Source organism: Dyadobacter sp. 3J3 (genome assembly GCF_009801115.1).
Taxonomy (GTDB): Bacteria; Bacteroidota; Bacteroidia; order Cytophagales; family Spirosomataceae; genus Dyadobacter.
This window is the reverse complement of the sequence record NZ_VTOL01000007.1, coordinates 365,650-379,256: the sequence shown is the minus strand read 5'-3', so window position 1 is coordinate 379,256 and position 13,607 is coordinate 365,650. Positions and strand designations below refer to the sequence as shown.

Below are 13,607 nucleotides of genomic sequence, written 5' to 3'. Positions count from 1 at the left end.
TTACGATCTCAAAACCTTTGTTTATTAATCAATTGTCTGAATCAATAATGAGCGAATCACCTGCTACCTCTTTACAAGATATTGTAGGGCATGCCAAAGAATACGGATTTGTGTTCCCTTCTTCGGAAATATATGATGGATTGCAAGCCGTTTATGACTACGGTCAGAATGGTGTGGAATTGAAAAATAACCTGAAAGCAGTGTGGTGGAAGGCTATGACGCAGCTGAACGACAATATCGTTGGTATCGACGCGTCCATTTTCATGCATCCGCTTACCTGGAAAGCATCGGGCCACGTAGATGGTTTCAGTGATCCGATGATTGATAATAAGGATTCCAAAAAACGTTACCGTGCTGATCAGCTTCTGGAAGGAAAAGCGGAACAATACGAATCAGACGGCCAGCCGGAAAAAGCGCAGGCGTTGCTTGCTGAAATGGGACGTTTGTTAAGTGCGGAGGATCTGGAAGGTGTTCGAGAATTAATTATTGCAGAAAATATAAAATGCGCTGTTTCCAATACGGCTAACTGGACTGAAGTTCGTCAGTTCAATCTGATGTTCAGTACACAGGTTGGTTCGGTGGCAGAAGATTCAAGTTTGATTTACCTGCGTCCTGAAACGGCTCAGGGGATTTTTGTAAACTTCCTGAATGTGCAGAAAAGCGGTCGTATGAAGGTTCCGTTTGGTATTGCACAAATTGGAAAAGCTTTCCGAAATGAAATCGTTGCGCGCCAGTTCACATTCCGTATGCGTGAATTTGAACAAATGGAAATGCAATTTTTCATTCGCCCTGGCACGGAGATGGCCTGGTATAACAACTGGAAAGAGGCGCGTATGAAATTCCATATTGCGCTTGGTTTGCCAGCAGATAGTTTGAAATTCCATGATCACGAAAAGCTTGCGCATTATGCAAATGCAGCCGTAGATATCGAATATAAATTCCCATTCGGTTTCCGTGAAATGGAAGGAATTCACTCACGTACAGATTTTGACCTTCGTAACCACCAGGAATTGTCGCGTAAAAAACTTCAATATTTTGATGCTGATCTTGATGAAAATGGAAAACCTTACGGAAATTACATTCCTTACGTTGTAGAAACTTCCGTTGGAGCCGACCGTCTTTTCCTTGCGACTTTCTGCAATGCTTACACGAAGGAGACAGTAGGAGAGGGAGATTCTTTAAAGGAACGTACGTATTTGAAATTGCACCCGGCATTAGCTCCTTTCAAAGTAGCCGTTTTGCCACTGGTTAAGAAAGATGGTTTGGCGGAAAAAGCACAGGCCATTACGAATTCTCTAAAATCAGCTTTCCGTACAACGTATGACGACGGTGCGGCGATTGGAAAACGTTACACGCGCCAGGATTTAATCGGAACGCCATTCTGCGTGGTAGTAGATTACCAAACGATGGAAGATGATACCGTTACAATCCGTCACCGTGATACTATGGAGCAGGAGCGTGTTGCAATAAGCGAATTGAGAGAGAAAATCGGATATCAGGTTTCGGTAGAAAGAATCCTTGAATTGATCTGATAGAAGAATAATACAAGAAAACAAAAAAGGGTTACCGATATCGGTAACCCTTTTTTGTTTTCTATTAAGTCCTGATTATGCAAGCTTAACATTAACGGCATTCAGTCCTTTGCGACCTTCCTGAAGATCATAAGTAACTTCGTCGTTTTCGCGAACTTCGTCTACAAGACCAGAGATATGTACGAAATAATCTTGTCCTGTTGCTGTGTCTTTAACAAACCCGTAACCTTTTTCGTCGTTAAAGAATTTGATTGTTCCTTGGTTCATAAAATTATAATAGTGAAATGTTAGACAAATATAATAAGATCGAATACTTATTTACAAGTCTTAATAGCAAAATAGTGAAGTATTTTCTTTGCTAAGCCATAGTGCGAAAAGTTATTTCATATGTTTTTTTGATATTTTTCTTTCTGTCATAGTTAAACTGTACCTTTGCGGTTTATATCGCATTTTCTATGACTGAACAGATTCTTATTCTAGATTTTGGCTCACAATACACGCAATTAATTGCGCGTCGGGTTCGGGAACTCAATGTATATTGTGAAATCCATCCATACAACAATTTCCCGGAGCTTACTCCCAACATCAAAGGTGTTATTCTTTCAGGCAGTCCTTGCTCAGTAAGGGATGTAGACGCGCCGTATCTTGATTTTGATAAATTTAGAAAAATAGTACCGATTCTGGGTGTTTGTTATGGCGCTCAGCTCATGGCTCACTCTTTTGGCGGGGATGTTAAACCTTCCCAGCACAGAGAATATGGCCGGGCCCGTCTGGAAATTGATGATGAAGATTCTTCACTTTTAACCGGAATCTCTCAGACCTCACAAGTTTGGATGTCACATGGCGATACGATCGTTAGTATCCCGGAGGATTTCCATATTATCGCTTCTACAGAATCGGTGAAAGTGGCCGCTTTCAAAATTGAAAATGAGCTTACGTATGGAATCCAGTTTCATCCGGAAGTAACCCATTCTACGGATGGAAAGCAGTTGATGCACAATTTCGTTGTTGGTATTTGCGGATGTAAACAAGATTGGACAGCCGATGCTTTCGTTGAGCAATCGATTAGCGCATTGAAAGCGAAACTTGGAGATGACCGTGTTGTTATGGCACTTTCTGGTGGAGTTGATTCAACAGTTGCCGCGACATTAGTGCATCATGCAATTGGTAAAAATCTGTTTTGTATTTTTGTCGATAATGGATTGTTAAGAAAAGATGAATATGAGCAAGTTCTTGAATCATACCGTGATATGGGTTTAAATATCAAAGGTGTTGATGCAAAAGACTTGTTTTATAGTGCTTTGGACGGCTTATCTGATCCGGAAGCAAAAAGAAAAGCGATTGGAAAAGCATTTATCGATGTTTTTGATCAGGAGTCACATTTAATAGAGGATGTGAAATGGTTAGGTCAGGGTACAATTTATCCTGACGTGATAGAATCTGTTTCTGTAAAAGGTCCGTCTGCGACGATCAAATCGCATCATAACGTAGGTGGTTTGCCTGATTTTATGAAATTGAAAATCGTTGAGCCACTAAATACTTTGTTCAAAGACGAAGTAAGACTTGTTGGTAAAACATTGGAAATTGACCCAACTATTTTAGGTCGTCACCCTTTCCCGGGACCAGGATTAGCGATTCGTATTTTGGGAGAAATTACTCCTGAAAAAGTTGCCATTTTACAGGAAGTTGATGCGATTTTCATCGGCGGACTAAGGAAATGGAATTTATATAATGAAGTTTGGCAGGCTGGCGTAATGCTTCTTCCTGTGAAAAGTGTAGGTGTAATGGGAGATGAGCGTACTTACGAAAGTGTGGTTGCGTTAAGAGCTGTTACATCGGTTGACGGAATGACGGCCGACTGGGCGCACTTGCCTTACGATTTCCTTGCCGAAGTTTCTAATGATATTATCAATAAAGTAAAAGGCGTCAACCGCGTTGTTTACGATATTTCTTCAAAACCACCTGCAACAATCGAGTGGGAATAAGGTTTTAAGATTCATACACAAAAAATAAAAGCGCGCTGTTTCAGCTCGCTTTTTCTTTTGTATTAAAAGTAATGTTAAACTTCATCAGGATCGCCCGACTCCGCGGCTGATCAAGCTCAATACAAATAATACCAAAAACACAAAGAAAAGTATTTTAGCGATTCCGGCAGCTCCTGCTGCAATTCCACCAAATCCAAGTACTCCGGCAATGATGGCAACGATCAGAAATATTACTGTCCATTTAAGCATAATTGACAAATAGTTTAGTTGATTAACGTGTATATAATAGCACTAATACTAAATATGTGCCAGTCGAAGATTTTACGAAATAATTTGATTACTAGTGATTTAAAAGAGCTTGTGTAATAAAATCTGTCTTTTGTGTAGAAATTGCTTCCCAGACCTAATTCAAAATGGCGAATAAAGTTAGGAATTGAACATAGGAATGAAATTATATTGACTTATTCATAGTTGTCTTAGCAATATAATGATGAATTACGATGAGTACATTGTCAACTGCATCATTACCCGTAATTTGCGTGATCTTTGAATTTTGAAAAAATAGTATAGTAGAATGAATAGATTGCTTTTTGCTTTTCTGGCTGGATTAACCTGCACAGCCACTTTTGCCCAGTCAGATCGCTGGCAACAACGCGTGAAATATCAGATGAATGTTGATTTTGATGTAACAAAACACCAATACAAAGGCACTCAGAAACTTGTTTACAGCAACAACTCCCCGGACACGCTTACGAAGGTTTTTTATCATGTTTATATGAACGCTTTCCAGCCTGGAAGCCAGATGGATGTTCGGTCAAGAATGATCAGCGATCCGGATCCAAGGGTGAAAGACAGAATTTCAAAACTATCTCCAAGTGAAATTGGATACGAAAAAATTCTATCGCTTAAACAAAATGGCAAGCCCTTAAAATATCAGGTTGTCGGAACGATTCTGGAAGTTACTTTGAACGAAAAAATTCTTCCGAAAAGTCAGCACACTTTTGATCTGGAATTTGAAGCGCAGGTTCCTGTTCAAATTCGTCGTAACGGAAGAAATAATAGCGAAGGTATCGATTATTCTGTTGCCCAATGGTATCCAAAACTTTGTGAATATGACTACGAAGGATGGCACGCAAATCCATATATCGCCCGTGAATTTTATGGAATTTGGGGAGATTTTGATGTGAAAATTACCTTGGATGCTTCATACATGGTGGCAGCGACGGGATATCTCCAGAATCCTGATAAAATTGGTTACGGTTATAGCAAAATCGACGTTCCTCACAAAGCCGGAGATAAACTGACCTGGCATTTCATCGCCCCGGAAGTTCATGATTTTATGTGGGCGGCAGATCGTGATTACAAACATGATGTCGTAAAAGTGGATGACAATCTGGATCTTCATTTCTTTTACCAGACGGATACTTTGGCCAATGTCTGGAAGGAAATGGAGCCCCTTGCAGTTCAGTCTTTCAAGATCATGAACCAGAAATTTGGCCGTTATCCGTATAAACAATATTCGATCATTCAGGGAGGTGATGGTGGAATGGAATATCCAATGGCGACTTTAATTACCGGACATTCAAATTTGTCAGGCTTAGTTGGTGTAGCCGTTCATGAGTCCATTCACAGCTGGTTCCAAGGCTTATTGGGAACAAATGAATCCAAATATTCCTGGATGGACGAGGGTTTTACGACTTACGCGCAGAATCTTGTTTTGGCAGAATTGTTTCAGTCAAAATCTGACCCGATGCGTGGAACAACTGCGAGTTATAGAAATCTGGTAAAATCAGGTTTGGAAGAACCTATGACGACACACGCAGATCATTACAATACTAACAGAGCTTATAGCATTGCCAGTTATTCCAAAGGTGCCGTTTTCTTGAACCAGCTAGGTTATATCATTGGAAAGGACAAGCTGGAAAGCGGAATGAAACGTTATTTCAACGAGTGGAAATACAAACATCCTAACCCGACGGATCTGAAACGAATTATGGAAAAAGAATCCGGACTGGAACTGGATTGGTATTGGGAGGATTTTGTAGGTACGACCAAAACGATTGATTATGGTATCAAAGAGGTAGTTTCCAATGCCGGGAAAACGGATGTGGTCATCGAAAGAATAGGGCAAATGCCCATGCCTCTAGATATCGTAGTAAGTTACAAAGACGGGTCGCAGGAGAACTTCTACATTCCACTTGAAATGATGCGTGGCGAAAAAACTGAAAAACTATATTCCAAAACAACTTTATTATCAGATTGGGGCTGGACTTATCCTGAGTACACGTTCACGATTGATCGCGCTATGACGGACGTTGACCGGATCGTAATTGACCCAAGCAGTCGTATGGCAGACGTTAATCCGGATAATAATACGTATCCTTCATTGCCAAAAATGGCTCCTAGATTTAAAGGGGAAAAGGTGAATGAAGTAAGGTGACAGCCGGTAGCGATTAGCCGTTAGCAATTAGCTTCGACGAATCGGGGAGCTAATTGCTAACGGCTAATTGCTAAAACCTATCTCAGATCCGAAATCCTGAAAATCGTCCCAACCCGGAATTCTATTTTTTGCAATTTTTGTTCGTCAAACTGGGCAACGGTTTCTATCCGGAAGAATTTGAAAATATGGTCTAAACCATAAACAAGTTCTGAATAATGCCGCGAAGTTGGGGAGAAAAGATAATGGACCTGTACCGTTTCTTTGATTCCTGCCAATCTTAAAACGGGAATCTGGGTTACCAAAAACCGTTGCATCGACCAAAGCGCGTGACCTTCAATAAACCATTGTTTTGTACTGTGTTCGTAATAAGGCAAACTCCTGAATTGCGTTAACGGATCCCCCATTCTGAAAAAGGATTCGTTACCTAGAAAATGCCTGAAATCTGGAAAATACATTTCCTTTTTACTTAAAAAACCACCGCCTTTTACCGAATAACTTACATTGTTCCGTGGTCCAAGTTCTATCGATTGACGAATTCCTCCTTGTAAAAATTTGTAATCCACATCACCGGCGAAAGGTAATCCACTTTTGTATAAAATACTGAACGCTGGTTTTCTTGTACGTAAATAACGCTTTTCTCCGTTTCTCACCACATACCGCCGCCATGGACGAATGTCTGCGCTGACCTGGAAAATCATCGCATCGTGATCAGGAAATCCGGTATTACTTTCTTCGTCGTTTAGGGGGCGATTTGGCGTAAAAACACGTTTGGGCCAGTCGATATATGAATTGATATTTTCCATATTGAACAATTCCTTCCGTTGTTCATATTCCAGGCTGGTACTGATATTTACGATGTCAAAAATATTGCGGATATCGTATTGAGCTTTTGCAAATTTGGATTGATATAATTTTGCCCGGTTGCGTTCGAAAATCAGTGTTGAAATCGTATTACCAAAAGGTGTGATCGGATTATCACGATTAATTTGATTCACCATTTCTCCGCCTGTCAGCATCAAATTTGAGTTTGCATTGCCGACATTCATCTGAACATTTCCGTTGAATTTATCCCGTCCAAAGGTATATCGTGCATAAGGTCTAACTGAAAAATAGCTCGATTTTCCCCATTTTTTCTGCCATTCTGCTGCCAGATTGAGCGCATAACCTTCCACTGTATTGTAATAAAATCCTAGAAAAGGACTTTCAATATGAACCGAATTTCTCTTACTTAAAACATAGGTATTTCCAATCAGAATATGATGCGGTTTGAAATTTGTTGAATCCGGATGATCATTCGCTTTACGTTCATCTTTGGCGATTTTGATACTGTCCTGTAAAGCATAACTCTGAACTTCGGTGTTAGTCAAGGGAACCGGACGAAGATTATCCCAGTACGTTGAATCACGTTTATTTGCAGAGGAATCTACAACAATCGAATCTTCGCGGACAATCCGTTGATCTTCACCATTCTTTTTTTGCTCTTTTTTTAATTCCTTATCGTATTCTTTGGTGTATTTTCTAAGGTTTTTCGTTGAAAATGCTTTCTGTTCCTGAATCATTTTTTCCAGGTTTTTCTTCTTAACTTTTTCGGCAGTTTCAGGATCAGCCTTAGGGTCGTTGACCACAATTTCTTCTTTCAGCCCAGGATCAATATCCAGTTTTTGATAAGTTAAAGAAACCAGATATTTGAATTCTCCTGCGAAACCGAGATAACTTCCTTTAATTCTAAATTGCTGATTAACAGGTAACCAAATATTTTGAACAGGATTGAAAAGCTGTTTGGCAAAAATATCCAGTCCGCTCGTCGTCGTTTCCAGATCATAGCTGTGAATTGCCCAGCGATCGTCGATGATATACAAACTGCCACGGAAAACGCCTTCACCGTAAGCACGTGGAATTACTTTTATTTTGTTGATAATCTGGCCGCGATCTTCAAAATAACCTTCGTATTCAAACTTGTAATAGGCAAATGCTTTGGGAGAAAGCGGTGAAATGGTTCCGGCAATTTCAGGACTATACAAGCTTGCTAAAATATACTCGTTCGGTGAAGGAATACTATTATCCAGACTGTTCCGTGTTGAAATAATATGCTGTTTGAAACTGTTTGGCCTACGGTATTGAATCTCGGCTATACTTTCATTGATGATTGCTTTTCCTTCCTGTATACCGTCTTTTTTAAATCTTTTTTCAATCAGGTAAGGAATTTTTGTAGGCAGCGCGGTACTGCGGGAATAAACTTTTGCCTGATAAGAGCGAATTTGTAACTGGTGAAAACGCGCCTTGGAAATTGCTTTCCGCATGATTGTATACGCCGGATCTTCTCTTTTATTTCCAACTGTAAATTCTCCCAGATTCAGCGCCTGTTCTTCCAGCGTGATATTGAGCTCCTTGAAATCATTTCCTACAACAACGGTTTGAGTCAATGTTTTGAAACCCAGATATTGAAAAACCAATTGGTAAGTTCCGGGTGTAAGGCTGAATTCGTATAAACCTTCGTCATTGGCTATGGTTCCGTCACTACTTCCGTGTACTACAATTCCCGCGTAGGGAAGTGCATCTCCATTTTTATTTGAAATACGTCCTTTTATTCCTCCGGCTTGGGAAAGGGAAACAGTGAAGCATAAGAGAAGAGAATAAAAGAATAAATGCATAAGTTTAGTTCAGGTGTTCCGTTTGTGAAGCGATTGTATCTTAAAACAGATCATTATCAGTCGCTTCTGGTATGTAATATAGAAAATAGAAATTTCTCCAATACTATCGCCTATATAATCATGCCGACGGTTCAAGAAAGTCTGTAAATCTTACAATACATACGTTGGTTTTAAGAAATCAGAGCACCGGATTTGAAATATTTATTCCGTATAAAAAGAAGCCCCTTCACTGCATACGCAATGAAAGGGCAAAATCTGAAAAATAATACCTTACCTAGCAGTTTCCGTCAATGTCGCAGCTGTCACCATCGGCGAGGCTAACAAGTGGTGCAGGATTCTCTTTTTCCCATTCCTGAAAAGATTGTTGCAATGCGCCCAAAAAAGTTTCTGTCGGCTGTGCGCCGGAAACCGCATATTTTCTGTCTAAAACAAAAAATGGAACACCACGGACTCCAACTTGCTGCGCTTCATAAACATCTTTACGAACTTCATCCGCATACTGGTTGCTGTCAAGAACGTCCTTTAATTCATCAGCATCAAGCCCGATTTTCTTTCCAAGATCGATAAGCGTAGCGTGATCAGCTGTATTTTTTCCTTCGGTAAAATAAGCGTGGAACAGTTGTTCCTCTGCTGCATCTCCCAGTTTACTTTTCTTGGCAAACTGGATAAAACGATGGCTATCGAAAGAATTCGCTAAAACCGTTTTGTCCATATGATATTCCAAACCAACCTCTGCTGCTACGTTTGTCACATTGTCCAGCATTTGCGTGGCGTGATCAACTGTAAAACCTTTTGCGTCTGCCAGGTATTCCACAATGCTTCTGGATGGATCCGTTTTCATATCAGGATTTAACTGAAAACTTTTCCATTCCACTTCAATTTTATCTTTTTGTGGAAATTGCTCTAATGCTTTTTCAAACTTGCGTTTCCCGATATAACACCAGGGACACATCACATCACTCCATATTTCAACTTTCATACATGCTTATGTTTTAGTTTGAGCAATGTTTAGAATCTATCAGATTGTAACGAAAAGCTCTTCCTGTGATCTTCTTACCTTTTTTGCGCTAGCCAAAATATCATTTTCTGTGTCTCTGTACCCTAGCGTCATAATTACAACACTATGCAAACCTTTTTCGTTTAAACCAAGAATTTCATCCAGACCGTTTGCGTCAAAACCTTCCATTGGCGTTGCATCAATTTGTTCAGAAGCAGCTGCAACCAGTCCATGTCCCAGAGCGATATAGGCCTGGCGGGCTGCCCATTCTGCATTAATTTCTTCCGGACGGCTAAGAATGCCATTTGTGATGGACGTCTTGAAGCCATCCAGAGATTCGGCAGGAATTCCGCGTGTTTCAGCGATAAGGTTTATGTATTGATCAAGATGTTCTGCCGTAATTCTAGTCCAGGAAGCAAAAACAATCAGGTGAGAAGCTTCTGCAACTTGCGGCTGCATAAAAGCAACTTTCTGTATTTGCTCTTTAATTTCCTGATCTTCAATCACGAAAACAGTATAGGGCTGCATTCCAGCGGACGATGGTGAAAGTTGGATAGCTTCCAGTATCACAGCAAGTTTTTCTACCGGTACTTTCTCGCCATTCATTCTTTTTGTAGCGTAACGCCAGTTCAATGTTTCTATCAGGTTACTCATTTCGGTTTCAATTTTAAATTTAGATATGCAAACTTAAAGAAATAAGCTATACATTTGTAAGTACTATACAATAGGATAGTAAGAATCTTTAAGAAGTATGGAAATAAAAGAAGAGGTCATGCCGGAAAGGCTAAATCATACGGACTGTATGCGTAGTTTGCTACCTGTACGTGATGCGCTCGACGCGTTGAATGGAAAATGGAAACTACAAATTATTATTTCTCTGATGTTTGGCAACAAGCGTTTTACGCAAATCGCTAAGGAGATTCCAAATATTACGGACAAAATGCTGTCGAAAGAATTAAGAGATCTGGAAGCGCACGAACTGGTAAAACGTACTGTTTATGATTCAATTCCGGTTGTTGTGGAATACACGCTAACCGAACACGGAAAATCTTTAAGGGAATTAATTGATGTATTGAGAGTTTGGGGAATTAAGCACAGAAATCATGTGATGGGAAGGGTAGAAGTCGGCGAGGCTTTGGAGGTAGAAAGTTGATATAAAATAAAATAAAAAAGGAGCTTCAATTGTGTTTATCACACGGTCGAAACTCCTTTTTTATATCACAGCAAGCTGCAAAAAATTAAGCCAAACGGTTGATGCAGTTCAAATCTTCGAAAGCAATTTTCAAACGAGCGATCATTGTTTCTTCACCTTTACGCAACCAAACGCGTGGATCATAATATTTTTTGTTAGGAGAATCAGCTCCGTCAGGGTTACCCAACTGCGTCTGAAGATATCCTTCTTTTTCTTTGTAATATTTAAGAATTCCTTCCCAGGTTGACCACTGAACGTCAGTATCGATGTTCATTTTGATCGCACCATATTCAATTGCTTCACGGATTTCTTCACGTGAAGAACCTGATCCACCATGGAATACGAAGTTTACAGGAAGTTCACCTGTTCCAAATTTCTCCTGAATATATTTCTGAGAATTGTTAAGGATTTTCGGCTCCAATTTCACGTTACCTGGTTTGTATACACCGTGAACGTTTCCAAAAGCTGCTGCGATTGTGAAGTTTGGAGAGATTTTGCGAAGCTCTTCGTAAGCATAAGCAACTTCTTCCGGCTGCGTGTAAAGTTTCGAACTGTCAACATCACTGTTGTCAACACCATCTTCTTCACCACCCGTTACACCCAATTCAATTTCAAGTGTCATACCAATTTTGGCCATACGCTCGAAATATTGGCTGCAAATTTCGATGTTTTCTTCCAAAGGCTCTTCAGACAGATCCAGCATGTGAGAGCTGTATAATGGTTTGCCGAACTTATCAAAATGACGTTCGCCAGCTTCCAAAAGACCGTCGATCCAGGGAAGAAGTTTTTTAGCGCAATGGTCTGTATGTAAAATTACAGGAATGCCATAAGCTTCAGCCATCAAATGTACGTGCTGAGCGCCTGAGATACTCCCTGCAATAGCAGCTTTCTGATCAGTATTTGAAAGAGATTTTCCTGCAAAAAAGATACCGCCACCATTCGAAAACTGAACGATAACAGGACTATTTACGGCCTTCGCAGTTTCGATAACCGCGTTTACTGAGTTAGTTCCAACTACGTTAACAGCTGGAAGGGCGTAGTTATTTTCGTTGGCATGACGGAAGATTTCGCTAACTCCGTCACCAGTGATAACACCGGCAGGAAAGCGTTGTGTAGTTTCGCTCATAGTAAAGTAAGATATTTTATCAAGAAAAAATTTTACAATTAGGGGATTGCGGCCTAATTGTACAGGAATTGTCGCAAGTTAACTATTTTAAAGAAAACGGTAGAAATAAGTAAGTGATATTATGACGAACAAAGATGATTTACCCATTTTAATCCATTCTGTGTATATTTGAAAAAGAATAGATTAAAAATTTTTTCCATGTCTCCAAAATTAACCCGAACCATTTTAATTGCCGGCTGTATCGGTTTTTTAATTTTGTGGGTGCTTGAATTCCGCCGTACTACCTTATTTGAAAGTTACTGGCTTTTACTGCTAAGTATTACATTTTTACTTTTTTTTCAATTCAACAGGCTGAAAACGTCTTTAACTGAAAAGAAAAGACTTGAAGAACAGACTTTAAAAAAAGCGACTGCTACTAAAAATAGAAAAAAATGAACATTCTTCTGGTCGGTCTGGCGGTTTTATTTTTTGTTTTGGCTGGTTATTATGGTGCGGTCCGTGCTGTGCTGCTGGATATTTCAATTGACAGGTATACACTCAGACATGAAAATGCCAATGTAATATTTCAGACGCTTTATTGGCGCCGGCTTTTACGGATGGTCCGGCTTGCCGTAGTTGCTCTGGGCTGTTTTTATGCAGTAGCTTTTGTCTTTCCAATTCTTAAAGACTCGTTTGGCATTGCAGAAGAATTAACGATTTTAGTTCTTTTTGTCGCACTGGCCATTTTGTGGGTTTTGTGTTACACGCTATGGGTGAGGATCGGGTATATTTTTCCAAAAGTTTTAGATTTAAAAGCGTTTCCGGTTCGTTTAGCTGAATGGATTATGACGCCTTTGTATTGGCTGGTTGAGCCTTTTGTTACAGAAAGCGCGCTTACACATCATTTGCGTGATGAGGCAGCGTCAGCGGATGATCCGGATTTTGAGGATCATAGTATTGATGAGCGAATGTTTATCAATGCGCTGGATTTTAAGGATTTGAGGATCCGGGATTGTATGATTCCACGTACTGAAATTTCAGCAGTCAACGTAAATGATACGATTGAAGATCTGAAAAGGACTTTTCTGGCCAGCGGACATTCGAAAATAATCGTATATCGGGAATCCGTTGATGATGTTTTGGGCTATTGTCACGCCTTATCTCTTTTCAGAAAACCTAAGGAAATCAGCAGTATCGTTACGCCAATTTTGATTGTTCCGGAAGCGATGCCCGCAAGTGACCTGATGTTACGCTTTCTGGAAGAACGCAGAAGTCTGGCTTTGGTTGTGGATGAATTTGGCGGAACTTCCGGCCTCGTCAGTGTGGAAGATGTCGTGGAGCAGATTTTTGGAGAAATCCAGGACGAATACGATTCGACAGAAGACTGGACGGAGCGCAAAGTTGACGATAATACTTACATTTTGAGTGCGCGTCATGAAGTAGATTACCTTAACGAAAAATACGGATGGGATCTGCCGGAAGGAGATTATGATACATTAGCCGGAATGCTCATTCACGTACATGGCGACTTGCCCGAAGTAAATGATGATATCAGTATGTCGCCATATTCTTTTCAAATTATTTCTATGCAGGATACAAGAATTGAACTTGTTAAGCTTACACGTTTAAGAAGTGGCAACGGACAAAGCCAGACAGAATCCAGCGAAATTAAATCTTAAAACGTTATATCATACAGACACCAATG

The 13,607-nt window shown here is 40.1% G+C and carries 12 protein-coding genes; 6 read left to right on the top strand and 6 right to left on the bottom strand.

The features are described 5' to 3' along the window. The first annotated feature begins 47 nt into the window (after positions 1-47). On the top strand, positions 48-1,532 hold the full coding sequence (locus FZF08_RS17325; RefSeq protein WP_159471000.1) for a glycine--tRNA ligase: 1,485 nt from the start codon (positions 48-50) through the stop codon (positions 1,530-1,532). Positions 1,533-1,607: 75 nt separating this feature from the next. Here the strand turns inward: FZF08_RS17325 and FZF08_RS17320 are convergent, their stop codons facing one another. After that, positions 1,608-1,799, bottom strand: coding sequence for a cold-shock protein (locus FZF08_RS17320; RefSeq protein WP_159470998.1), 192 nt, complete (start codon positions 1,797-1,799; stop codon positions 1,608-1,610). A gap of 188 nt (positions 1,800-1,987) precedes the next feature. Between FZF08_RS17320 and guaA the strand changes: the two genes are divergently transcribed. Continuing rightward, entirely contained in the window at positions 1,988-3,517 is a 1,530-nt protein-coding gene (guaA, locus tag FZF08_RS17315; RefSeq protein WP_159470996.1) for a glutamine-hydrolyzing GMP synthase, read from the top strand. 84 nt (positions 3,518-3,601) lie between these two features. Here guaA and FZF08_RS17310 read toward each other — a convergent pair whose 3' ends face one another. Next, complete coding sequence (locus FZF08_RS17310) at positions 3,602-3,766, bottom strand: DUF1328 family protein (protein WP_138477434.1); 165 nt, start codon at positions 3,764-3,766, stop codon at positions 3,602-3,604. Between the two features lie 325 nt (positions 3,767-4,091). On the opposite strand from FZF08_RS17310, the gene FZF08_RS17305 reads away from it, so the two are divergent. Then, positions 4,092-5,957: a M1 family metallopeptidase gene (locus FZF08_RS17305; RefSeq protein ID WP_159470994.1), complete on the top strand. Its 1,866-nt coding sequence runs from the start codon at positions 4,092-4,094 to the stop codon at positions 5,955-5,957. A gap of 77 nt (positions 5,958-6,034) precedes the next feature. On the opposite strand, the gene FZF08_RS17300 is transcribed toward FZF08_RS17305, so the two are convergent. The 3 genes from FZF08_RS17300 to FZF08_RS17290 all read right to left on the bottom strand — a co-directional run bounded on the left by FZF08_RS17300 (position 6,035) and on the right by FZF08_RS17290 (position 10,259). Further along, a complete protein-coding gene (locus FZF08_RS17300) occupies positions 6,035-8,608 on the bottom strand; it encodes a DUF5686 and carboxypeptidase regulatory-like domain-containing protein (protein ID WP_159470991.1) in 2,574 nt (857 codons plus the stop codon). 274 nt (positions 8,609-8,882) lie between these two features. Next, a complete protein-coding gene (locus FZF08_RS17295; protein WP_159470989.1) occupies positions 8,883-9,587 on the bottom strand; it encodes a DsbA family protein in 705 nt (234 codons plus the stop codon). Between the two features lie 39 nt (positions 9,588-9,626). Beyond that, the gene (locus tag FZF08_RS17290; protein ID WP_159470987.1) at positions 9,627-10,259 is read right to left on the bottom strand and encodes an NAD(P)H-dependent oxidoreductase; all 633 of its coding nucleotides are present in this window, start codon (positions 10,257-10,259) and stop codon (positions 9,627-9,629) included. Between the two features lie 97 nt (positions 10,260-10,356). Here FZF08_RS17290 and FZF08_RS17285 point away from each other — a divergent pair, with 97 nt between their 5' ends. Beyond that, on the top strand, positions 10,357-10,758 hold the full coding sequence (locus FZF08_RS17285) for a helix-turn-helix domain-containing protein (RefSeq protein WP_229216578.1): 402 nt from the start codon (positions 10,357-10,359) through the stop codon (positions 10,756-10,758). A gap of 85 nt (positions 10,759-10,843) precedes the next feature. Here the strand turns inward: FZF08_RS17285 and fbaA are convergent, their stop codons facing one another. Beyond that, positions 10,844-11,923 (bottom strand): class II fructose-bisphosphate aldolase, encoded by a 1,080-nt coding sequence (gene fbaA, locus FZF08_RS17280; protein ID WP_159470985.1) that lies wholly within the window; start codon positions 11,921-11,923, stop codon positions 10,844-10,846. Between the two features lie 198 nt (positions 11,924-12,121). Between fbaA and FZF08_RS17275 the strand changes: the two genes are divergently transcribed. Continuing rightward, positions 12,122-12,358, top strand: a complete 237-nt coding sequence (locus FZF08_RS17275; protein ID WP_159470983.1) for a hypothetical protein — start codon at positions 12,122-12,124, stop codon at positions 12,356-12,358. Further along, complete coding sequence (locus FZF08_RS17270; RefSeq protein WP_159470981.1) at positions 12,355-13,581, top strand: hemolysin family protein; 1,227 nt, start codon at positions 12,355-12,357, stop codon at positions 13,579-13,581. Before FZF08_RS17275 ends, FZF08_RS17270 begins: the two co-directional genes overlap by 4 nt. The last annotated feature ends 26 nt before the right edge of the window (positions 13,582-13,607 follow it).

Coding starts and splice junctions, on each gene's coding strand:
- FZF08_RS17285 (WP_229216578.1), top strand. CDS start 10,357: ATGGAAATAAAAGAAGAGGTCATGCCGGAAAGGCTAAATCATACGGAC.
- FZF08_RS17300 (WP_159470991.1), bottom strand. CDS start 8,608: ATGCATTTATTCTTTTATTCTCTTCTCTTATGCTTCACTGTTTCCCTT.
- FZF08_RS17270 (WP_159470981.1), top strand. CDS start 12,355: ATGAACATTCTTCTGGTCGGTCTGGCGGTTTTATTTTTTGTTTTGGCT.
- fbaA (WP_159470985.1), bottom strand. CDS start 11,923: ATGAGCGAAACTACACAACGCTTTCCTGCCGGTGTTATCACTGGTGAC.
- guaA (WP_159470996.1), top strand. CDS start 1,988: ATGACTGAACAGATTCTTATTCTAGATTTTGGCTCACAATACACGCAA.
- FZF08_RS17305 (WP_159470994.1), top strand. CDS start 4,092: ATGAATAGATTGCTTTTTGCTTTTCTGGCTGGATTAACCTGCACAGCC.
- FZF08_RS17310 (WP_138477434.1), bottom strand. CDS start 3,766: ATGCTTAAATGGACAGTAATATTTCTGATCGTTGCCATCATTGCCGGA.
- FZF08_RS17325 (WP_159471000.1), top strand. CDS start 48: ATGAGCGAATCACCTGCTACCTCTTTACAAGATATTGTAGGGCATGCC.
- FZF08_RS17320 (WP_159470998.1), bottom strand. CDS start 1,799: ATGAACCAAGGAACAATCAAATTCTTTAACGACGAAAAAGGTTACGGG.
- FZF08_RS17275 (WP_159470983.1), top strand. CDS start 12,122: ATGTCTCCAAAATTAACCCGAACCATTTTAATTGCCGGCTGTATCGGT.
- FZF08_RS17295 (WP_159470989.1), bottom strand. CDS start 9,587: ATGAAAGTTGAAATATGGAGTGATGTGATGTGTCCCTGGTGTTATATC.
- FZF08_RS17290 (WP_159470987.1), bottom strand. CDS start 10,259: ATGAGTAACCTGATAGAAACATTGAACTGGCGTTACGCTACAAAAAGA.